Origin of the sequence: Sphingomonas floccifaciens (genome assembly GCF_042681125.1) — a bacterium.
Taxonomy (GTDB): Bacteria; Pseudomonadota; Alphaproteobacteria; order Sphingomonadales; family Sphingomonadaceae; genus Sphingomonas; species Sphingomonas floccifaciens.
Genome location: NZ_JBHUFC010000023.1, coordinates 78374 through 100384, shown reverse-complemented (window position 1 = coordinate 100384; position 22011 = coordinate 78374). Strand labels below are relative to the sequence as shown.

Here is a 22011-nt window from a genome sequence, read left to right as displayed (position 1 = left end):
CGATCCGGGCCGAGCGACGATCGGCAGCGATTGAGCTCATCGCGGTCCTCCATGCGGGATCAGGCGACAGAGATGCCGCCGTTGATGCTGATGACCTGTCCCGTCATGCGCGCGGCCTCCGGGCCGACGAGGAAGCAGATCGTCGATGCAATGTCGTCCGGTTCGGCCACACCCAGATGCGCTTGGGCAGCGGCGCTTTCGAACAGCTTTGCGCTGAAGCCGCCCCGCGTGACATTCTCCGCGGTCGGCGTTCCGGCGATGAGGGAGGGGGTCAGTGCGTGCACTCTTATGCCATCGCGTTTGGCTTCCAGCGCCAGGGTACGAGAGAACATGACGATCGCGGCCATCGCCGCGCCGACGATCGTCTCTCCCGGCGTCGGTACCTTCGCGGCGTCCGAGGCGAGGTTGATGATGACCCCGCGGCCACGCGCCCTCATGCCGTCGATGACCGCGCGCGACATATAGATCGGCGCATGGGTAAGCTCGGCGAGAAGACCGGCGATCGTCTGTGGGGCAGTGCGAAAGAAGAGATCGGGCAGGTAGCCGGTGGATGTCGAGTTCACGAGAATATCGATCGGTCCGATCGCCGCCTCCGCTTCCCCGACGACACGGTCCGCTTCGGCAGGATCGTTGGCGTTCGCCGAGATGAAGGCGATCACGGCATCCGGAAGGGCGGATTGAAGCTGTTCCGCCGCCGATCGTCCGCGCTCCGCATTCCTGCCGACGATCGCGATATGCCGGCAGCCGGCCTGTCCCAGGCGCCGGGCGGTGGCCATGCCGACACCCGACGTACCACCGACGATCAGCGCGCGGGCGTTGGCGTAGTGAAGCGGTTGCGTCATTGCATTTCCTCAAAAATCTCAGTGTCCGCAGCACGGATGTCCACTGGAATGTTGGTCATCAGGGGTTGGCCGGAATAGCTGTCATACACGTCGTCGTTGCTGAGCAGCCGCGCCGGATTGCTGCCGATCCGTCGGAAATCGGGGTCGTCCCGGGGAAGGCGGCCGAACCCGAAACTCATCGACGCCGTTCCCCTCCGCAGGGTCGGGTCGGCGGCAACGATGGCCGGGATGCTGCCCTTGTCCGAGGTGATGGTGACGACGTCGCCATCGACGAGGACAAGCGACACCATATCGTCGGGATGAAGGCAAACGGGATTGTACGGACGGATCGATGACGGAAGGGCGCCCACGAACGCGCTGTTATAGACGTGCATCATGCGCCGGCACAGAAGGCGGAACCGGTAATTGCCCGATCGCGGCCGGCCGGTTTCACCGCTCAGGTCAGCCATCATCTGACGATCGGCGAGCTCGAATCGTTCCTCGCCGTGTCCGGCGGCGACGTGTACGGGGTGTCCGGGGAAGATAGCGCCGCCGTCGATCATCTTGACGTCCGATAGCGGGATGCGCGCCCCACGACACAGGATCTCCAGAACGTCGTCGGTCGATGGCCGCCTGGACATGTCGAGTGGTATCGGGGGCATGGCGGGACCCAGCGCAGGCGAAATCCTGACCTGCCGGCCGAGCGCGCGTGCGAGCTCATAGAAGAACGCCCATTCCTCGATCAGGTCCGACCCCGGTGGAGGATTCAGCAGGGCCGGGCTGTATTGCGCGTACGGATCCGCCTGTCCGTAGCCGGTGCCGTTCCGCGTCAGCCAGTCCAGGACTTGAGAAGTCCCGGCCACTTCGAGCCAGATCTGCGGCGCTATGACATAATCGGCCAATGTCGCCGTTGCGGACATCCAGGGATCGATCTGGACCAGCAGTTCCAGCCGATCGAGCGCAGCTATGGTCTTCGTCTGGTCCGGCCAGGCCGCGACCGGGTTGCCGCCACAGCTGATCATGGCGCGAATGCGCGGTTCGTCGTCGCGCAGCATGAGGTCGGGCAGGGCTGCAGTGGGTAGCCCGGCTGCCGTGCTGGTGAGCGACCGCACGCCGAGGTCGATCCCAAATCCGTAGGCGGGCGTGCGCGGCAGCACCTCCGCGCGCGGGGTGAGCGTCGCGGCAAGTGCGCCGGGGTGGCGCACCTTGTCGCCTTCCCGCAGCCAATAGCCACAGAGAGTGTGCAGGACGAGGAGCAGATATTCCGTCAACGTCCCGCGGCCGGCCATGTTCGGCCCGGTGCCGGCATTGATGTAGCCGCGTCGGGTGGCGGTCAACGCCCGGGCGATCGCGCGAAGGTCGTCCGGGTCGATCCCGGCACATTCCCCGACGCGCTCGGCCGTAAATTCCTCGACGGCCGCCGTCAGCTCGGCGAGGCCTCGTGTGTACTGCTCAACGAACGCCGCGTCGTACAGCTTCTCCGCCAGGATGATACGGATCAGTCCGGCGATGATCGACACGTCCTCGCCAGGCCTGGATTGCAGGTGGATGTGCGCGCGCCGCGCGACATCGGTTCGGCGGGGGTCGACGACGAAGAGCTTCGTTCCCGCTGCCAGTCTGTCGTTCAGCCACTTGCCCGGATTGCCATAGGGAAATCCGGTGAAGGTGATGAGTGGGTTCGAGCCGAGCAGCAGGATGACCTCGGGGTCGTCGAAACCGACAGCCGGCGCACCCCAGGCTCCGTGCAACGCCTGTGCGATCTTCTTGCCCGGCTTGTCGATCGTCCCCGGGCTGAACGCCATCGGCGAGCCGATCGCCTCCATGAACCCGCCGAACAACGGCATCGTGGCCGCCGACGCTGCAAAGAAAGTTCCGAGATAGCCGGCGATCGCCGATGGCCCATGCGCCGAAAGGATCGCATCGAGCCTCTCGGCAATCTCGGCAATGGCGTCAGCGACGGGAATAGGTCGAAACGTTCCATCGGACTGGCGTTTCAGGCTGGTCCGCAGTCTGCGGTCGTCGGCCAGCAGCCGCCCCTGTTCGCGCCCCTTCACGCAGGTGAAGCCGCGGTAAACCGGATTGTCCTTGTCGCCCGCGATCCTCACGGCCCGGTTGTCGTCGACCTCCACGATCAATGCACAGCCGTTGAGGCAAAGCCGACAAAAGCTGTGCTGGGCTGTCATAGCGTCGACGACGCATCCACCGCAGCGGTGAAGGAGAAGCCATCAAGCGCGGTCTTCAACGCCATCGCCTCCGCTTCGGAGACGTTTGGAACACGCACGATCACGTGCGGGCGCCCCTTGGTTGCGTCGATCAGGATCGCATCGGGGTCTTTGCCGATGATCGTGCGCGACGCCGCGGTAACCGCGTGGCGCAGCGCGCGTTCGCGAAGGGCGGGCTTGAAGATCTTGCCGACGGGGGTCAGCGGCATCGAGTCGAGGGCAAAGATCGCCACCGGGCACGCCGCCCGTTCCTGGATAGTCGACCGGCAGTGCGCGAGAAGCGTCTCGACATCGCAGGTGCGACCGGGCGCCGCCTCGATATAGGCGACCGGCAATTCACCCTTCGATCTGTCAGGATAGCCGACCGCAGCAGCGAAGAGGACGTCGGGATGCGCCGCGAGGACCTCTTCGATAAGCGCTGGATCGATATTATGGCCGCCACGAATGATGACGTCCTTGGCGCGCCCGTCGATCCAGACATAGCCATCGGCATCGACGCGCCCGAGATCGCCCGACGACCCCCACTGCAGCCCGTCGGGACCGTCCTTTACAAAGAACTGATCGTCCAGGGACGGATCGACATAGCCCAAGGCTAGACAGGGACCGGCGCCGATGATGACCCCCTGTTCGCCTGCCGGCATTTCGCGGACGAAGCGGTTGTCGGCATCGAGCTCGACCGCCTTGATGCGGTGCCACGGCGTGCGCAGGCCGACGGACCCGATCAGCGGCGGCACGCCATTGGGCTGGCACCCGAGGAAGCCGTGGAATTCGGTGCTGCCCCAAACCTCGCGGATCTCGACCCCGAAGCGCTGGGGGAAGGCGCGACCCAGTTCCATCGGGACGGTGCTGCCGCCCGAGCTGAAGGTCCGGATCACATGGCCCCGATGATCCTCGCCCTCGGCGGCATGGAGTGCTGCGGCGCTGGTCGGGGTCGCGATCAACGAGGTCATGCCGTGCGCACGGGCGATATTCCAAAAGTTCTCAACGACGCCCCGGTCCCTGAAACCGGCCGGGCTCAACAGCAGCACGGTCTGGCCAAGCGCGGCGCCGCGCAAGCCCAGCATGAGCATGCCACCCACGTGGAACAGCGGCATGCCCAGTCCGATGACCTCATCCGCCGCCGCGCCCATCACCGCGCCTGCAATCCAGGCGCTCAGGGCCATCCCGCCATGCGTCAGGCGGGCGAGCTTCGGAGCCGCAGTGGTGCCGCCGGTTGGAAGATACATCGCCTCCGCGCCGCGATCGGTACAGGGCGAAAAGGTGAGCGCTTCTGCGGAATGATCGGCCAGCGAGGCCAGGAAATCGGGGAAGGGGCCGTCGTCGCCGACCGTGTAGATCATGCGGAGCGTCGGGACCTTCGCGCGGATCGCGGCGATGTGATCTGCCGCGCTCCGGCCATGTGCTCGCGTGGTTATGAGCACCGTGGCCCGCGTGGCATTCAGGATCGAGGTGATGAGCGCGGGCTCGAGATGGGGGTTGATCGGCGTGACCGTTCCTGCCGCGCACGCGCCCCATGCGGCCACCAGCGCCTCTGGCAGTATGGGCAATATGATGGCGACATTGCTCGGAATGCCGGCGGCAGCCGATCGAAACATGTTGGCCGCCGCGGTCGCCTGCGACAGATAGTCGGCGTAGGTCAGTCTCTGCGCGACGCGCGTGCTGCCGCCGGCCTCAAGGGCGATGACGGCCGTCTTGCCCGGGTCCAGCGCAGCGCTGCGGACGAGGCATTCATAGGCGGTCCGGCCGGGCATGGCGTCGTCGGGATGGTGCGATTCGATCGCTTCGATGTCGATCAGGCCTTCAATCACGCCACGCGGGAAACGGCCAGGACCGACCTCCTCGATCCATCCCGGACTACGACCCGATTTCGTAACGGTCATATACCTCTCCCAGAGGCCAATTCTATCTTGGCTCACCAAACGATTTTGCGCGGTTTCGCGACGAATGTGAAGGTCTTCTCCTCCTTTTTCGTACACTACTTGACATATTTTTCCAGTTCAAACATTCTCTGCGGTAAGTCGGGTTTACCAACCGCCGAAAGAGGCGGAACGACGGGGAGGAACTGGAATGGCTCATCGGGCGATCGCTCGTCGGTCCGCACTGCTGTCGGCAGTTTGCATGACGACAATCCTAAGCGTTTCCACACCTGCGAAAGCGCAGGACGCGGCCGCGACGCCGGCGCAGGAAGGTCGCCAGGATACCCGACCTGTCGGTGCAGCGGCCGCGCTGACCGAGGAAATCATCGTTACCGCGACTAAGCGGGCCGAGGATGTGCAGGACGTGCCTCTGGCGGTTACCGCCTTCGGAAACGAGCAGCTCGAGGCGCTCAATTTCAGAGACGTCGGCAGCCTGAGTTTCACCATGCCGAACGTGGCGCTCGACGATAACGGGACGTCGAAGGGATACGCCAATTTCTCGATCCGCGGTGTCGGCATCAACAGCTCGATCCCTTCGATCGACCCGACCGTCGGCGTATTCGTCGATGGGGTGTATCAGGGCATCAACGCCGGGCAAGTATTCGACAATTTCGATCTCGAGGCGATCGAGGTCCTGCGCGGTCCGCAAGGGGTGCTCTTCGGACGGAACGTGACCGGCGGCGCCGTACTCGTCCGGACCCGAAAGCCTGGCGACAAGGTCGAGTTTCGCGGGCGCGTGGCGGCCGAAACCGGTCCGCGCATGGTCGCGGATGCGTCGGTTTCCGGCCCGCTCATCGACGGCAAGCTCGGCGCCAAGATCGCGGCCTATTACACATATGACGACGGCTGGTTTACCAACCTGTTCGACGGATCCTCGTATGGAAAGGACCGTCAGTTCATTGTCCGGCCGATGTTGCGATTCACGCCGAGCGCGTCGGTCGAGATGCTTCTGCGGCTCGAACACGGCACCGCGACCGGCGATGGCCCGCCGACGCAGAACCATGCTCTGTATTCGCGGCAGTCGCACGATTTCCTCGTCAACACCCGGGGGTTCTACAACAACCGCTGGGACCAGGCGACCTTTGAAACCAACATCGATGTCGGTTTCGGCAACGGGACGATCACGAACATCGCCGCCTGGCGGCGCTTCAAGGGGGACACGCTGTCCGACCTCGACGGCGTCAATACGATCCAATTCAACATCGGGACCTACACCGACCAGGAACAGTTCAGCGAGGAACTGCGATACGCGGGCACGTTCGGTCGATTCGAGCCGACGGTTGGCCTCTACTATTTCACGCAGGACCTGACCTATCTTGAGGATCGGACCCTGGCGGGCGGTGCTGTCCGGCGGGCGGGCGGGGGGACGGGCACGTTCGACACATTCGGCGCCTTTGCCGCGGTGGACTGGCACATCACCGATGCTCTCACGCTGAACGTCGGCGGCCGCTACACGCGCGAAACGAAGAAAGTCAGTATCGCCACCGTACGTACCGGTGGCGCGGATTACCTGGCGCGGACGCTCGTCCCGGATTTCAACAGCTCGGCCAAGTGGAGCGACTTCTCGCCCCGCGTCGGCGTGCAGTGGCAGCCGAGCACGCAGACACAGCTATATGCGTTCTACGCGAAGGGTTTCCGGAGCGGCGGTTACAATTTCCGCAACACGCTGGTCGGCGCAGCACCGGGTCCATTCAATTCGGAAACGCAGGACGCCTATGAAGTCGGCCTGAAGCAGAAGTTCGGTCGGCTGGGCAACGTCAACCTGGCCGTATTCCAGAATACGATCGACGACATCCAGCGCGAAGTGCAGGTGCCTGTGGTCGGCGTGGGTATCGCGCAGCTGATCCAGAATGTCGGGACGGCGCGCATTCGCGGATTTGAAGGCGAGGTGCAGTTCGTTCCGGTCCGAAACCTCGTCCTGGCGGGACAATTCGGCTATACCGATGGCGTCTATCGGTCGCTGTCGGTCGATTTGAACGGTGATGGAGTCATCAACGCGGCGGACTTCGCGCTGAAGTTGCCGCGGCAGTCGCCCTGGACATATGGCGCCAGCGCGACCCTCGATATTCCGCTCCGCTCTGGCGTGATCTCGGCGCGTGGTGCCTATAGTCACCGCGACCGGGCGTTCCACACCGATAACAACCTCGGCTTCTACACCCCGGTCGACCTCGTTGATGTGAACCTGTCCTATACGCCGGAAGGGGGCGCGGTGACCTTCTCGCTTTACGGCAAGAACATCACGAACGAGACCATGTACGGGAACGACGCGGTGCTGCCCGATACGGCCGCATTCGGCGGAGACGGTCCGAGCGGTCCGCGTCCGCTGCCGACCTTTTCGCCCCTGTCGAGGGGGCGGGTCTGGGGCGGCGAGGTGCGTTTCAAATTCTGAAGCGGGTTGGCTGTGTTACGGGCCGTATATGGCCGTGACACAGCCGGTGCGACGGGCATAGAAACGCCTCATGTCGACCACTGGACCCGCTACCAAACCCCGCCGCTTGTCTAAGGACAATCGGGTCGCCGAAATCCTGAAGGCGGCCCGATCGCTCCTGCGTGAGCGGGGGGCGGAGGCGTTTCTGACGTCCGAACTCGCCGAACGGTGCGGGATTTCCGAAGGCACGATCTACAAATATTTCGCGAGCCGCCGCGATCTCCTCATCCAGGTCGCAGAGGAATGGTTCGAAGAATTTCTTGAGGACGAGCATCCTCACGATCGGGAATTGCCGTTCCGCGAAAGACTGCTTCAGGTCATTCGAAAGAATTTGACGATCATCCGGTCAGAACCATCGTTGACGCGTTTCCTGCTCTCGGACCTCCGCGCCGATCCCGCCTATCGATCGATGCGGATTTATCAGCAGAACCGTCAGGTGGCGAAGGGGATCAGCCAGATCCTTGAGGATGGCCTGCGCGATGGCGCTGTGCGCGCCGACATCCAGATTCGCACGGTTCGCAACATGATCCAGGGATGTATCGAGTATCAGGTGTGGTCCTACCTGCGCGGGGAGGGCGACATATCGATCGAGCACTCTGCGCAGGGTATTACGGACATCGTCGTCCGAGGGATCGCCGTGGAGGCTGACAAGCCCTCCGAACTCGCGCCCGTCGTGCGCCGGCTGGAGGCGATCGCGGATCGGCTTTCAGGGCTAGGGGCGTAGGCCCTTGGTACGACATCCTGGGCCACAAGTGAGTTTGGCTCATGCCTGATCTCATAGAGTCGAAAGGATATTAGCACGGTCACGAACTGCCCTGCAGAGTTAGGCGCGCATATTAAGTGAGCTTGACTCACTAGAGCCGCATTCCTATCTTCAGCCGACAAGATCGTTCGAGATGTGGTCTCGACGGGCAAGGAGGAGCGATGAAGGCGCATGTGATGGGGGTCGACTTCGGATCGACCACTGCCAAGGCGGTCATCGTCGATCTGAACGGCGAGATCGTGGCGTCCCACGTCGCGCACATGGGCGCGGTAAGCGAGCAGGCGGTGCGAGCCGCCGTTGCGGCGGTCCTTGAAGCGGCAGGACTTGGCCAAGCCGACATCGGGCGGACCGTCAGCACCGGCTACGGGCGCCGGATGCTCGAGATTGCCGACAAGAATTTCACGGAAATCACCTGCCATGCCCGCGGAGCCGCGGCGATGGTGCCGGGCACCCGGCTGGTCATCGACATCGGTGGGCAGGACAGCAAGGTCATCTCGATCGATGATGCAGGCCTGGTGGTGCAGTTCGCGATGAACGACCGCTGTGCGGCAGGCACGGGAAAGTTTCTGGAAGTGCTTGCACGAGCGATGGAAATTCCACTCGACGAGATGGGCGAAACGGCACTGGCGGCCCAGCGCGAACTGAAGATTTCCAGCATGTGTGCGACGTTCGCGGAGACCGAGGTCATATCCTTGCGTGCGGAGGGGCACTCGAAACCCGACGTCCTGGCCGCCGTGCATCGTGCCATCGCAAACCGGACGCTGGGTCTGGTCAGTCGCGTCGGCAAGGCCGGCCCGATCACGATGACGGGCGGCGTGGCGCGCAATCCTGCCGCGGTTCGTCATATCGAAACCGTCCTCGGCCTTCCCATGACGCTGCCGCTGCAGCCGCAGATCGCCGGGGCCTATGGGGCCGCCCTGATCGGCCTCGACGACTATCGCGCCGAATGTGCGCGAACCCCCGGCGTGGCCGAGGATCATCACATCGATGACGGCATCGCGGCCGGCCCGGCATGTGCGCCGGCCTGTCGCGGTACGGCGCGCGCCGACGCCTGACGGCATCACACGGGACGAAGGGAGAGTCATATGGGGCGTGTCGCGCACATCATTGAGGATCTGAGGCGCGTGGCCGACGACCCGGATGCCTATGTCCGCGACTGGAAAGCGCGGACCGGGCGCAAGGCGATCGGCGTCCTGCCGATGAATTTTCCGTCCGAACTGGTGCATGCCGCGGGTGCCCTTCCCGTGCTGATTCAGGAGAGCAGCGAGCCGATCACGCTGGGTCGCAATCTGATCCTCGAATTCTACTGCGGCTATACGCGCAGTCTGGTCGATCAGGCGGTCACCGGCCGCTTTAGCCATCTCGACGGCATATTCCTGGTCGATCATTGCGTCGCCCTTCTCGGCGCGGTCGACGCCATTCGCTTCGCGCTGCCGGACATGCCCGTGGTGCTCGAACAGTTCGTGGCGTCGATGGATGAGGCCTGGAGCCCGGCACAGGTCGTCGAACGCGTCGCATTGTTGCGTGACCGGCTGACCGGGCTGTGCGGTACGGACATCGATGACGAGGGCCTGCAGAACAGCATCTCGCTCTACAATCGGGCTCGCGCGTTGTTGAGACGGATCTACGAGCTTCGGCGGACCGGGCGCGCGTATCTGACGTCTGCGGAAATGCAGATCTTGGTGAAATCGGCGATGATAATGGATGTCGCCGACCACGCCGGGAAACTGGCCGAGCTGGTCGACCGGCTGGAGGAGGAGCGGCCCCCAATAGCATCGGCAGTCCGGCTGCACCTGTCCGCGCATTTTTGCCACGCTGCCAGCCCGGAACTGCTTCAGGCGATCGAGGACTGCGGGGCGAGCGTGGTCGATGATGATCTGTTCACCGGCTATCGCTTCATCTCGACCGACGTCGACGAAGCGCTGGAGCCATTGCACGGCCTCGTCGCCTGGTATTTCGCCCGCAACGTCGCCGCGCCCTGTTCGACCCGCGCGCAGAAATCGGTGGATTGGGAAGCGTTCCTGATCGCAAAGGTCCGCGACGCGGCGGCCGACGGCGTCGTGATGCTGATGCCGAAATTCTGCGAGCCGCACATGCTCTACTACCCGGAGCTTCGGCAGGCGCTGCAGGCCCATGACATCCCCCATCTCCTGGTCGAGACGGAGCATGAGGGCCTGGCACTCGAGGCTGTCCGGGTGCGGGTCGAGGCCTTTCTTGAAACGATCAAACGCCGCGTGACCGTCGCGCGCGAATTCGTCTGAACCGATCACCGAGGAGAGCGATCCCATGAACCTTCAGCTCCCGACACCGGCGCCGCATCTGTCGAAAGCGCCCGGCGCAGCGCCAAACCGCCTGCTCAGCACGCGCGCTGGCGGTGCCCTGGTAAAGCAATATTGGGACCGGCTGTTTACAGCCCGCGAGCGAGGCGCCACCGTCGTCTGGTACAACGGCGCCGCCCTGAATCCGATCTTTCAGGCAGCGGGCATCGAGTGGTGCCACGGCGAAGCGTTCGGCGCCCGCCTCGCCGCGATGCATCTTGAGGCGCCGGCCCAGCAGGCCGGCGAGGGCTATGGCTACATCAACGAACTGTGTTCGTACGCCCGCACGACGCTAGGCTGCGCGGTCCTGACGAAGCAGGCGGCCGAAAGCTCGGCCGGTGGCCTCATGCCGGATACGGATGTGCTGGCCAGCCGCCTGCCGCCCCCCGACCTGTTCGTGAACGCCTATGCAGGATGCAGCACCGGACAGCAGTGGGACGAGATTTCGTACCGGCTGTTCAACAAACAGCTGCCGCTTTTCAAGGTTTCCTATCCGCTGCTGTGGGGAAACAGCCCGGAAGACGGGTATCTCCGGGGTCCGGAATGGGAACGGGCGTCGCACTATGTCGCTGCGCAGTTGCACAAGCTGATCGAGTTCCTGGAACACCACACAGGCCGGCCGTTCGACTGGGAAGCTCTGCGCGAGGCAATGCATTACATCAAGCGTGCCGGTGAACTGCGACTGGAGGCTATGGCGTTGTGTCGCGCGAAGCCGGCGCCGGCGACGTTCTGGGACTGGATCGCGAGCATCGCGCCGATCAACTTCCTGCCCGGCAATCAGGCTCTGGTCGATTATTTCGCCGGCGTGAAGGCGGAGATCGAGCAGCGCCTGATCGACGGCGTCGCGGCGCTGCCCAACGAACGCTACCGGCTGGCGTTCGACGGGATCATGAACTGGAACAAGGTCGGGTGGCTTGCCAACAAGTTCGCCGAAAACGACGCGGCGGTCATGGTCGGGCGCTACACGCACAACAGCTTCTGGCACGAACCGCAGCTGATCGACCCCGACGATCCCATTCTGGGGATGGCGCAGCATTATCTGCTGTGCCCGTTCAACCACAGCGCGAAGACCCTGGGCGAACTGCTGCTGCGCGAATGCGAAGCCTATGGCGTCGAAGGGGTGGTGTTCCACGCGACGCGCACCTGTCGCTCGGCGACGAACGGCCAGACGATCATGGCCCAGATGGCGCAGAAGGCCGGGCTCCAGACCATGTTCTTCGAAGGCGATGTGGCCGACGAGTCGTTCTACAAGGACGCGGTCCTGGAGAGCCGGCTGGAAGCGATGCTCGAAACCATCGACAGTCGACGGCGTCTGGCTTGATTGGGGGGCGGCCGCCGTCGATCCGGACGGCGGCCCCCTTCGAATCAAAGTTCGATCAGGCCGTCGTCCAGCACCGTGCGATCGCCAACGTCCGCCGTAAAAATCGTCGAGGCGTCCTCGCGCCAGATCTTTACCGTCACTACGTCGCCGGGAAAGACGACGCCGGCAAAACGCGCCGCAAGACGTCGGATAGCACTCGGATCCGCGCCGCACGCTCTGGCAACCGCAATGCCGATGGTCGCATAGGTGCAAAGGCCGTGAAGGATCGGCGCGGGAAAACCCGCGCGACGCGCGAACTGCGGATCGAGGTGCAGCGGATTACGATCGCCGGACAGCCGGTAAATCAATGCGGCGCGGCGGGACAGCGGAGTGGAGGCGACAAGATCGGGCGCGCGTTCCGGGACCCGCCGCCGGGTGCGCTCCGCCGGCACACCCCCAAACCCTCCGTCCCCGCGTAGCAACAGCGTCTGGCGAACGGTGGCGTAAAGGGTCCCGCGTTCGGCGTCACGGATCGCTCGCTCCAGTACGAGCACCGCACCGCGCCCCTCACCACGATCGGATAGGGACGCGACTGCGGCGGTTCCAATCACGGTGCCGCTCGACGGCAGGGGGGACAGAAAGGTCGCGTCCTGCGCGAGATGCACGAGCTTGTCGAACGAGACGCCGAACGCCGGATCGCGGATCCACATGCCTGGAGACGCCAGCGTCGGCGCGAAGGGCGGCAGAACCTGTAGGCGCGTTTCGTCGAGATAGGCCAGATCTTCCTCGCCCGGCCCCAGTCCGACGCCAAGCGCGTACAGGATGGCATCCCGGGCGTCATAGGTCTGCCGAAGCTCGCCGAAGTCATGCGCGAGGATTCGCTCGGGGCGAAACGTCACACCGGATCCCAGGTGAAGACGTCGCCCGATTTGTGCAACGGGTAGAAATCGTTGGCGAACTGGTCGAACACGCGGTCGGCGATCGCCTCGGCCGTCCAGCCCTCTGCGGTGTGGGCGGTGCGGATCGGGCGGGGCTGGCTGAACAGATAGATCTCGTTGTTGCGAACGCCGAAGATCTGGCCCGTCACGGCCTTGCCCGCATCGGAGCAAAGCGCGACGACGAACGGCGCGATCTTTTCCGCGACGAGTTTCTTCAGGCCCGCGACCCGCTTCTGCTGTTCCGGGGTTTCGTTCGGTATCGAACTGACCATTCGCGTCCAGGCGAACGGGGCGACCGCGTTGGATCGCACGCCGAAGCGCTGCATATCGATCGCGATGGATTTGGACAGTCCGACCACGCCGAGTTTGGCGGCCGAATAATTGGCCTGGCCGAGATTGCCGATCAGGCCGCTGGTCGACGTCATATGCACGAACGCCCCGGAACCCTGCTCCTTGAAAATCGGCGCTGCGGCGCGGCTGGTGTTGAAGCTGCCGCGCAGGTGGACGCCCAGCACGGCATCGAAGTCGTCCGGCCCCATCTTGTGGAAAAGCATGTCGCGGAGATTTCCGGCGTTGTTGACCACCGCGTCGATCCGCCCGAACGCATCGATCGCCTGGCGGACCATCGCGCATCCGCCATCCCAGTCGGCGACGCTGTCATGATTGGCGACGGCACGACCGCCAGACGCCCGGATTTCGGCGACGACCTGTTCCGCCGGTGAGGCGTCATCGGCCCCGTCGCCCTTCAGCGCGACACCCAGGTCGTTGACAACCACGGCCGCGCCGGCCCGCGCCATTTCCAATGCGATCCCGCGACCGACCCCGCGGCCAGCGCCAGTGACCAGCGCAACGGTTCCTTCGAGCATTCCCATGTCAGTAACTCTTGGGCAGGCCGAGAACCTTCTCGGCGATGAAGCTGGAAATCAGCTGTTCGGTGATCGGGGCGAGGCGGGTCAGCGCGCTTTCGCGATATAGCCGCTCGACGTGATATTCCTTTGCATAACCGAAGCCGCCATGCGTCGCGACCGCCTGCCATGCGGCATCGTGGCACGCGCGGGCGGCGAGGAATTTGGCGGCATTGGCCTCCGCGCCGCAGGGAAGGCCGCTGTCATAGAGCTGCGCCGCCTTCTCGACCATCAGCCACGCGCTTTCGAGATACATCCAGCGTTCGGCCAGCGGATGCTGAATGCCCTGGTTCTGACCGATCGGGCGGTCGAAAACCACGCGTTCCTTGGCGTATTGCACTGCGCGGCGCAGCGCATCGCTGCCGATCCCCATCGCGGCGGCTGCGATCAGGATGCGTTCGGGGTTGAGGCTGTGCAGGATGTAGCCGAAGCCCTTGCCCTCCTCGCCGATCCGATCCTCGTCGGGGATGAACAGGTCCTCGATGAAGATCGCATTCGAATCGACCGCCTTGCGGCCCATCTTCGGGATCAGGTGGACGTCGATCCGGCTGCGGTCGAGGTCGGTGAAGAAGATCGTGATACCGTCGGTGGGCCGCGCGACATCCTCGAATTTCGTCGTGCGCGTCAGCAGCATGATCTTGTTCGCGACCTGCGCAGTCGAGGTCCAGACTTTTTGCCCATTCACGCGGTAGCCGCCGGGCACTTTCTCCGCAAAGGTCTTGATGCGGGTGGTATTCAGCCCGGCATCGGGTTCGGTGAAGCCGAAGCAGACCTGATCCGCGCCTGACACCAGCCGCGGTACCCAGCGCGCTTTCTGTTCCGCCGTGCCCTTCACGACGATCGGATGGGGGCCGAACAGATTGATATGGATCGTCGACGACGCGGCAAAGCCGCCGCCGCAGGACGCGACCTCGCGGATCATCGTCATCGCCTCGGTCACGCCCAGTCCCGAGCCGCCATATTCCTCCGGCATGGTGATGCCCAGCCAGCCACCGTCGGCCATCGCGCGGTGGAATTCGCGCGGGAAGTCGCCGGTATTGTCGTGGTCGAGCCAATAGTCGTCACCGAACGGCGCGCAGACGGCGCGGACGCCGTCGCGGATCGCCTCCAGATCTTCGGCGGTGGGAAGGGGGCGGGGGGCGGTCATGCCTGGTCTCCTGCCGCGGCGAGCGTGCGCTGCGCGGCTTTCAGGTGGGGAATGTCGTACATCCTGCCGTCGATGCCGAGGGTGCCGGCATCGGGTGCGGCGGCAAAGGCATCGACGATGCGGCGCGCCTCGGCGCGTTCCGCGTCGGATGGTGAGAAGCAGCGGTTGATCGTCGCGACCTGATCGGGATGGATCGCGATGCGGCCGGTGAAGCCGTCGGCCCGTGCGGTCCGGCAGGATTCCTCCAGTCCGGCGGCGTCACGAAAGTCGGCGAACAGCGTGTCGATCGGCGCCACGCCGGCACTGGCGGCGGCGAACAGGCAACTCGCGCGGGCGATCCGATACGGAAACGCCCAGTCGCCGTCCGGGCTCTTGTTGCCGGTCGCACCGATCGCGGCGGCCAGATCCTCGGCCCCCCAGGTCAACCCGACGAGGCGGGGGTGCGCCGGGGTGTAGCTGCCCAGGGCGAACATGGCCGCTGGCGTCTCGGTCGCGACGACCGCGATCTTCACGCTGTTCGGTGCCATGCCGGCCCGCGCTTCCAGGGCGTCGAGGTAATGACCCAGCCTGACGATGTCGTCGGCTCCGTTCGCCTTGGGCAGGAGGATGGCGTCGAGGCCCGGCTTCACGACCGCAACCAGGTCGGGAAGCGTCAGGCCGGTGTCGAAGGGGTTCACGCGCACGAAGAACGCCCAGTCGCGCGGCGCACCGTCGTCGAGCCACGCCGCGACCTGCGCCCGGGCGGCATCCTTCATCGATGGCGCGACCGCGTCCTCAAAGTCGAGGATCAGCGCGTCGGCACCGGCCCCGAATGCCTTGACGAACTTGCGCTCGCTGTCGCCGGGGACGAACAGGAGTGACCGCAGCCTCACTGCGGTCGCGCCAGCATCAGCGCGTTGCGAACGGTCCGGCACACGATCTCGTCGTCCTGATTCAGGCCGACATGCTCGAAGGTGACGATACCCTGGCCGGGCCGCGACTTCGACGGACGCAGTTCCAGCACGGTCGTGCGGCTGTGGATCGTGTCACCTGCGAAAACCGGTTTGGGAAAGGTCGTGTCGGTCATTCCCAGGTTGGCGACCGTCGTACCGAACGTCGTGTCCTGCACGCTGAGGCCGATGACCAGACCGAGCGTGAAGATCGAGTTCATCAGCGGCCGGCCGAACTCGGTCCCGGCCGCATAGGCATGATCGATGTGCAGTGCCGCCGGATTGAACGTCAGCGACGAGAACATCATGTTGTCCATGTCGGTCACCGTGCGCCGCACCTCGTGCGCGAACGTCTGGCCGACCGTGAACTCTTCGAAATACAGACCTGCCATGCACTCCCCCTCCTCAGTCGAGCCGGCCGAGAATCGAAACCGCGGCGACGCTGTTGAACGGCGATCCGCCCAGATTGTGAGTCAGGCCCAGCGTCACATCGTCGCGCTGTCGGGCTCCGGCACGTCCTTCCAGCTGCGTGTAGATTTCGTAGGCCATGCGTAGCCCCGACGCGCCGACCGGATGGCCGAAGCATTTCAGGCCGCCGTCGATCTGGCAGGGGATCGCGCCGTCGGCGTCATAGCGACCATCGAGAATGTCGGTGATCGCGTGGCCTTCGTCCGACAGGCCCAGGTCTTCCATCGTCACCAATTCGGTGACCGAGAAACAGTCATGAACCTCGGTCAGCGACAGGTCACGGCGGGGATCGGTGATACCGGCCTCCGCATAGGCGCGTCGGGCCGCGACCTGCGTATTGCGGACGGACGCACCGTCCCACGCACCATAGCTCATTTCCCACCCGTTGCTGGCGGACAGCTGAATGGCCTTGATCGTCACCGGGTTGAGGCGACCCAGCGACCGCGCGATCTCCGGTGTCGTGACGATCGCACAGGCCGCTCCGTCGGAAACGCCGCAGCAATCGTACAGCCCCAGCGGATCGGCGATCATCGGGGCAGACAGGATGGCGTCCATCTCCACCGCCTTGCGCAGATGGGCCTTGGTATTCTTTGCGCCGTTGCGGTGACTCTTCCACGAGACATGCGCCATCGCGCGTTTCAGATCGCCCGGATCGACACGGTGCTTCGCGGTGTAGGCGCCGGCAAGTTGCGCGAACGTGCCCGGGGCGGAGCCATAGGGCATCCAAAGGTCGTTCGCGAGGCCCTTGGTCCGCAGCGGCAGGCCGCCGTAGCCCGTGTCCTTCAGCTTCTCGACGCCGAGCGCGAGGGCGAAATCGACCGCGCCGCTGGCAACGGCATAGGTTGCCGCGCGCAACGCCTCGGTCCCGGTCGCGCACATGTTTTCGACGCGACTGACGGGAATCGTTTCCAGGCGCAGCGCATGGGCAAGGGGAAGCGCCGAATTGCCGACATTGATGTCGTCGAGCGCATTGCCCATCCAGGCTGCCTCGATCCGGCTGCGCTCGATGCCTGCGTCGGCGATCGCCTCCTCGAACGCCTCGACCATCAGGTCCTCCGGGCCGGTGTCCCAGCGCTCGCCGAATATCGTGCAGCCCATGCCGATGATCGCGACGCGATCCTTGATTCCGCTTGCCACGGCCTCAGCCCTCCATCCGCGGACGCACGGCGGGCGCGCCCTTCCAGAAATAGGTTCGCATCCCCCGGCGCCGATCCTGCGACTTGATACGGAACCGCATCGTCAGCGGGTCGCCGACGGCAAACCCGTCCGCATCCGCATCGGTGAGTTCCATCAGGATGCGCGCGCCGCCGTCGAATTGCACCAGTCCGAACCAGAAGGGCGGGTCGGGTGTGAAGTTCAGACGATCAGCCGTCACCGACACGACCTTCGCCGAAGTGTCGGCCAGTCGCACGTCCTCCAGGCTCTCCGCCCCCTTCGCACCCGGCCTGACCGGGATGCGCGTCTTGGGGAACTGGATGTTGCCGGCCTCGTCGCGACCGCCCAGGAAGGCCATCGCGTCGCGGGCGTGTCGTTCGGACACCGCGGCCTGCGCTTTCTGTTCGAACTCGGACCGCACACCGAAGTCGAGGTTCAGAGAGCCCGAGAGCGAAAGGAAGCGGACGAAGTCCGTGAGGACCATGCCGCTGTCCAGCGCAGCCACGGAATTTTCGGCACCCGGGACCACCCCGGTCACTTCGAGGACGAGAGCGTCGCATCCGGAGCCGAAGCCTGCCAGGAGGACGACGTCGCCCGGAGCGGCGGCGGCGAGCGCCATCGACAGAGCGAAGAGCGTATGCGCGGCGCCCAGGTCGCCAGCCTTGGCGAAGAGGATCTCGGCATGATTCGTCGCCCCGGTGCCGATGCGGCGCGCGATGTCCCGCCACATTCCGGGGAGCGGCTCATGCACCGCTGCGTGCCGTATCTGCGCGGGCTGCACGCCGGCGGCTCGACAGGCGGCGCGTGTGACATCGGCGATCAGCGCGCCTGCGGTGTCGCGAACGAACCGCTCTTCCGCGGCGTAGGGCGTCGGGACGTCACGCGACGCATACACGTCGAGCATGTCGTGACTGCGGCTGGCATGCCCGATGAGGCGGGCCGGGCCTTCGGCGCTGACCGTCACGGCTGCGCCGCCGTCGGCCCAGGCCAGGTTGGCGGGCTGGCCGGCGCGTGTCGGACGCTTCTCGCCTGCCGTGACGATGACGTCGCCGCTCGACAGAAGCGCGTCGAGAAGCGCGCCGACGCCGCAGCGTCGGGATCCCGACACATCGCTGGTCCGGATGGTTTCCGCGAAACCCAGGCCTGCCGCGACGAGGGTCGCATGCTCCCGCTCGGTAAAGGGGGCAGAGGTCGACGCGAATACCAACCGGTCAGACGGTGCGAACCCCCGTGCCGCCTCGACGGCGAGCGTGACGGGGTCCTCGTCCCAGCCGGCCACGGCGCGGTGCCCCGACGCACGGCCGCCCAGCCCGGAAAAGCGCAAAGCCTTTGCCGCTGCCGCCCTGTCGAGCCGCAGCAACGGAAGATAGCAGCCTACGGCCGAAATTGCCTGGGACATCCTCACCACGTGTCTAGTTGCGTCACCTTTTCAGCGTTTCAATGTTGACACCCTCCGGCACACTTGTAAACAGGTTCACGAATATTTGAGCCGCTCGGGCGGCCAGTGTGGGGAGGTGCGGTGTGAAAAGCGATCTGGTCCGTGGCTGGGTAAGCCTGAGCCAATCGGCTTCAGTAGCGTGTGGCCCGCAACTTCCGAGGCGCGGTGGCGCCCAAATCGACAGACCGGCTCGGCAGTGTGGCGTCGCCGATTATGATACCAATCAAGTACACTGGAGAACGGATCCGAGCGTTCCCGATGGTGCGGGCCTTTCGATCGGGTTGTCACGCGCATTCCCGGTATCACCGGCTGGAATGGGAGTGCGGGCATGATCGAGCGCACTATCTTTCGCGAAGAGCATGAGATGTGGCGCGAGACCGTGCGCCGCTTCATCGAGAAGGAGATCGTTCCGTATCACGCCGCCTGGGAAGAGGCGGGCGTTGTACCGCGCGACCTGTGGCTCAAGGCCGGGAAGGCCGGGCTGCTGTGTTGCACCGTGCCCGAGGAATATGGTGGTCTCGGCCTCGACTATCTTTTCGACGTCGTCGTCTTCGAGGAACTGTGGCGGGTCGGTGCGAGCGGCCCCGGATTTCTGATCCACACCGATCTGGTTGCGACGTACATCCTGTCTTTCGGGAGCGACGAGCAGAAGCGGCACTGGCTGCCGAAAATGGTCCGCGGCGAAGCAATCGGTTCGCTCGGCATGACCGAACCCCACGCCGGCAGCGACCTGAAGGCGGTGCGGACGCGCGCTGTTCGGGACCCGGACGCCACGCCGGGCGACAATGACGCCGATTTCGTCATCAACGGGCAGAAGGTTTTCATCTCGAACGGCCAGTTGTGCGATGTGATCGTCCTGGCGACCAAGACGGACACTGCGGCGGGCGCCAAGGGCGTATCGCTGTTCCTGGTCGACGCGGCCACCCCCGGCTTCAATCGCGGCAAGAACCTCGAGAAGCTGGGCATGAAGGCGCAGGACACGTCCGAGCTGTTCTTCGAGGACATGCGCGTCCCGGCCTCCGCCATGCTTGGCGAAGAGGGGCAGGGCTTCAAGCTGATGATGACCAAGCTGTCGCAGGAGCGGCTGGCACAGGCCATCCGATCGGCGACGGTGACAGAGACGATGATCGAGTGGACGGTCGACTACACCGCGGAGCGCAAGGCGTTCGACCAGACGATCGCTGATTTCCAGAACACACAGTTTGTCCTGGCCGACCTGAAGGCGCGCAGCGTCATGGCCCGGGTGTTCACCGACAAATGCATCGAACTGTTCATGGACGGCAAGCTCGATTCCGTCACTGCGGCGATGGCGAAGATGGTGACCGCGGAACTGCATTGCGAAACGGCGGACAAGTGCCTGCAGCTCTTCGGAGGCTGGGGCTACATGTGGGAATATCCGATCACCCGCGCCTATGCCGACGCCCGCATCGTCAAGATCGCCGGCGGATCGATCGAGATCATGAAGACGATCATTTCGCGCGAAATGTTCAAGGGCCGGTTGAAGGGTCGAGGGGCGGCCTGAGCATGGTTTTGGGTGTGCATGACGAGGGGGAAATGCTTAGCGTGACGGACTCCGTCTTCGCTGCAGGAACGCCTATGTCCAAGGACTTTGCCACCGCCGTCCGCTTCGGCTTTCTTATTCACGACGTGTCGCGGTTGCGGCGCATCGTGATCGATCGTGCCCTGAAACCCGTCGGCATCACGCGGTCGCAGTGGTGGGTGCTGTCCTTTCTCGGCCGTCGCGACGGCATGACGCAGACAGCGCTGGCGACCGACCTCGACCTGACAAAAGTTGCGATCGGGGGCCTGCTGGATCGGATGGAAACGGCCGGCTTTGTCGAACGTCGCGCCGACCAGCGCGATGGTCGCATCCGCCGCGTGTACCTTACCCCGGCGGGCAATCGCTTCCTCGCGACCATCCGGGTCAACATCGAACACGCCGAACAGGAAATTCTGGCCGACGTCAGCGAGGCCGATCTGGAAACCACCGCACGCACGATGCGCACGATCAAGAAGACGCTGCGCAGCATCGCGGGTGCGGACGACACCGAAGACTAGGAGATGAGCCGAGATGCGTGGACTTGAGGGCAAAGTAGCGGTCGTTACCGGTGGTGGCCAGGGAATTGGTCGAGCATTGTCGCTGCGGCTCGCTCAGGAGGGCTGCAAGGTCGCGATTTTCGATCTGAAGCCGGAAGCCGGCGAAGAGACGGCAGCCCTCGCCGGGGGCGGGGCGACCATCCGGACCTGGTCGGTCGATGTCGGCGACCAGGACGCGGTCAACGCTGCGGTCGCCGCGGTGGAAGCCGAACTGGGCCCCATCTGGGCGTTGGTGAACAATGCCGGCTGGGACAAGCCCGCGCCGTTCCTCGCCACCGACAAGGCGCTGTGGGACAAGATCATTCGGATCAACCTCTACGGCCCGCTCCACACCCATGCCGCCATCGCGCCGCTGATGGTCGAGAGACGCGGTGGGCGCATCATCAACATCGCATCGGACGCCGCCCGGGTCGGCACCAGCAACGAAGCGGTCTATTCCGCCTGCAAGGGCGGCGTCATCAGCTTCACCAAGTCCGTTGCGCGTGAACTGGCCTCCAAGGGGGTACTGCTCAACGCCGTCTGCCCCGGACCGACCAACACCCCGATGATGGCCAGCGTGCTCGGCGAGGGCGAGCAGGCGGTCAAGTGGAAGGATGCGATGGTGCGCGGCATCCCCCTGAAGCGCATGGGCGAGCCGGAGGATTATGCCGGTATCGTCGCATTCCTCGCCTCCGACGATGCGGGGTTCATCACCGGCCAGACCTTCTCGGTCGCCGGCGGCATGAACATGATCTGACATGGCGAGCGTCGTCCGCCCGCCATTCGCCGGACACTGGATCGAGGCGGAGCTCGGCAACACGGGTGCATGGTCGGTTGGCGTGGTCTGGCTGAATCGCGAGTCCAGCGCCTACTGCCTGCACGTCGGGCCGCAGCACTGCAACGCCTTTGGCGTCATGCACGGCGGGGCGATGGCGACCTTTGCCGACTCGCAGCTCTGCGCCGATCCGAGCTATCCCACCGATGCTGCCCCCCGGACGCCGACGATCACCTTGACCGTGGATTATCTCGCGCCGGTCGACGTCGCTGCCTGGCTTCTTCTCACCGGACGCGTGCTGCGTCGAACGCAGACGCTGATCTTCACCGAGGCCGCCGTCACGGTCGATGGCCAATTGGCCGCGCGGTCAAACGCGATCTACCGAAATTTCCAGCATGCAGGAGCATGAACG

General features: G+C 64.8%; 19 protein-coding genes. 9 read left to right on the top strand and 10 right to left on the bottom strand.

What is annotated here, in order from left to right; all coding sequences use genetic code 11:
- Window positions 1-59: 59 nt before the first annotated feature.
- The 3 genes from ACFSC3_RS18755 to ACFSC3_RS18745 are packed head-to-tail and all read right to left on the bottom strand — an operon-like array spanning window position 60 to window position 4923.
- Window positions 60-842, bottom strand: a complete 783-nt coding sequence (locus ACFSC3_RS18755) for an SDR family NAD(P)-dependent oxidoreductase (protein WP_380941631.1) — start codon at window positions 840-842, stop codon at window positions 60-62.
- Window positions 839-3004 carry a molybdopterin-containing oxidoreductase family protein gene (locus tag ACFSC3_RS18750; protein WP_380941629.1) on the bottom strand — a complete coding sequence of 722 codons (2166 nt, stop codon included), beginning with the start codon at window positions 3002-3004 and terminating at the stop codon, window positions 839-841. Before ACFSC3_RS18750 ends, ACFSC3_RS18755 begins: the two co-directional genes overlap by 4 nt.
- Window positions 3001-4923, bottom strand: a complete 1923-nt coding sequence (locus ACFSC3_RS18745; RefSeq protein ID WP_380941627.1) for an AMP-binding protein — start codon at window positions 4921-4923, stop codon at window positions 3001-3003. The genes ACFSC3_RS18750 and ACFSC3_RS18745 overlap by 4 nt, the downstream gene beginning before the upstream one ends.
- Window positions 4924-5161: 238 nt before the next feature.
- Between ACFSC3_RS18745 and ACFSC3_RS18740 the strand changes: the two genes are divergently transcribed.
- From ACFSC3_RS18740 to ACFSC3_RS18720, 5 genes are all read left to right on the top strand, one after another.
- Window positions 5162-7348 carry a TonB-dependent receptor gene (locus tag ACFSC3_RS18740; protein ID WP_380941625.1) on the top strand — a complete coding sequence of 729 codons (2187 nt, stop codon included), beginning with the start codon at window positions 5162-5164 and terminating at the stop codon, window positions 7346-7348.
- Window positions 7349-7454: 106 nt separating this feature from the next.
- Window positions 7455-8111, top strand: coding sequence for a TetR/AcrR family transcriptional regulator (locus ACFSC3_RS18735; RefSeq protein ID WP_380941623.1), 657 nt, complete (start codon window positions 7455-7457; stop codon window positions 8109-8111).
- Window positions 8112-8311: 200 nt separating this feature from the next.
- Window positions 8312-9205 (top strand): acyl-CoA dehydratase activase, encoded by an 894-nt coding sequence (locus tag ACFSC3_RS18730; protein WP_380941621.1) that lies wholly within the window; start codon window positions 8312-8314, stop codon window positions 9203-9205.
- A 69-nt stretch (window positions 9206-9274) separates the two neighbouring features.
- Window positions 9275-10411, top strand: coding sequence for a 2-hydroxyacyl-CoA dehydratase subunit D (locus ACFSC3_RS18725; protein WP_380941619.1), 1137 nt, complete (start codon window positions 9275-9277; stop codon window positions 10409-10411).
- A gap of 25 nt (window positions 10412-10436) precedes the next feature.
- Entirely contained in the window at window positions 10437-11789 is a 1353-nt protein-coding gene (locus ACFSC3_RS18720) for a 2-hydroxyacyl-CoA dehydratase subunit D (protein WP_380941617.1), read from the top strand.
- A gap of 44 nt (window positions 11790-11833) precedes the next feature.
- Here the strand turns inward: ACFSC3_RS18720 and ACFSC3_RS18715 are convergent, their stop codons facing one another.
- From ACFSC3_RS18715 to ACFSC3_RS18685, 7 genes are read right to left on the bottom strand one after another with little or no spacing between them, the layout of a single operon-like run.
- Window positions 11834-12667: a MaoC/PaaZ C-terminal domain-containing protein gene (locus ACFSC3_RS18715; RefSeq protein WP_380941615.1), complete on the bottom strand. Its 834-nt coding sequence runs from the start codon at window positions 12665-12667 to the stop codon at window positions 11834-11836.
- The gene (locus ACFSC3_RS18710) at window positions 12664-13578 is read right to left on the bottom strand and encodes an SDR family oxidoreductase (RefSeq protein WP_380941613.1); all 915 of its coding nucleotides are present in this window, start codon (window positions 13576-13578) and stop codon (window positions 12664-12666) included. Before ACFSC3_RS18710 ends, ACFSC3_RS18715 begins: the two co-directional genes overlap by 4 nt.
- Window position 13579: 1 nt before the next feature.
- Complete coding sequence (locus ACFSC3_RS18705; protein ID WP_380941611.1) at window positions 13580-14758, bottom strand: acyl-CoA dehydrogenase family protein; 1179 nt, start codon at window positions 14756-14758, stop codon at window positions 13580-13582.
- Window positions 14755-15630: an HpcH/HpaI aldolase/citrate lyase family protein gene (locus ACFSC3_RS18700; RefSeq protein WP_380941609.1), complete on the bottom strand. Its 876-nt coding sequence runs from the start codon at window positions 15628-15630 to the stop codon at window positions 14755-14757. Before ACFSC3_RS18700 ends, ACFSC3_RS18705 begins: the two co-directional genes overlap by 4 nt.
- Complete coding sequence (locus ACFSC3_RS18695; protein WP_380941607.1) at window positions 15627-16079, bottom strand: MaoC family dehydratase; 453 nt, start codon at window positions 16077-16079, stop codon at window positions 15627-15629. The genes ACFSC3_RS18700 and ACFSC3_RS18695 overlap by 4 nt, the downstream gene beginning before the upstream one ends.
- 13 nt (window positions 16080-16092) lie before the next feature.
- The gene (locus ACFSC3_RS18690) at window positions 16093-17292 is read right to left on the bottom strand and encodes an acetyl-CoA acetyltransferase (RefSeq protein WP_380941605.1); all 1200 of its coding nucleotides are present in this window, start codon (window positions 17290-17292) and stop codon (window positions 16093-16095) included.
- Window positions 17293-17296: 4 nt separating this feature from the next.
- Entirely contained in the window at window positions 17297-18709 is a 1413-nt protein-coding gene (locus ACFSC3_RS18685) for a 3-oxoacyl-[acyl-carrier-protein] synthase III C-terminal domain-containing protein (protein WP_380941603.1), read from the bottom strand.
- 367 nt (window positions 18710-19076) lie between these two features.
- On the opposite strand from ACFSC3_RS18685, the gene ACFSC3_RS18680 reads away from it, so the two are divergent.
- The 4 genes from ACFSC3_RS18680 to ACFSC3_RS18665 all read left to right on the top strand — a co-directional run bounded on the left by ACFSC3_RS18680 (window position 19077) and on the right by ACFSC3_RS18665 (window position 22008).
- A complete protein-coding gene (locus tag ACFSC3_RS18680) occupies window positions 19077-20270 on the top strand; it encodes an acyl-CoA dehydrogenase family protein (protein ID WP_380941601.1) in 1194 nt (397 codons plus the stop codon).
- A gap of 74 nt (window positions 20271-20344) precedes the next feature.
- Window positions 20345-20806 carry a MarR family winged helix-turn-helix transcriptional regulator gene (locus ACFSC3_RS18675; protein ID WP_380941599.1) on the top strand — a complete coding sequence of 154 codons (462 nt, stop codon included), beginning with the start codon at window positions 20345-20347 and terminating at the stop codon, window positions 20804-20806.
- A gap of 13 nt (window positions 20807-20819) precedes the next feature.
- Window positions 20820-21581: a glucose 1-dehydrogenase gene (locus tag ACFSC3_RS18670; protein WP_380941597.1), complete on the top strand. Its 762-nt coding sequence runs from the start codon at window positions 20820-20822 to the stop codon at window positions 21579-21581.
- 1 nt (window position 21582) lies between these two features.
- On the top strand, window positions 21583-22008 hold the full coding sequence (locus ACFSC3_RS18665) for a PaaI family thioesterase (RefSeq protein WP_380941595.1): 426 nt from the start codon (window positions 21583-21585) through the stop codon (window positions 22006-22008).
- Window positions 22009-22011: the final 3 nt, after the last annotated feature.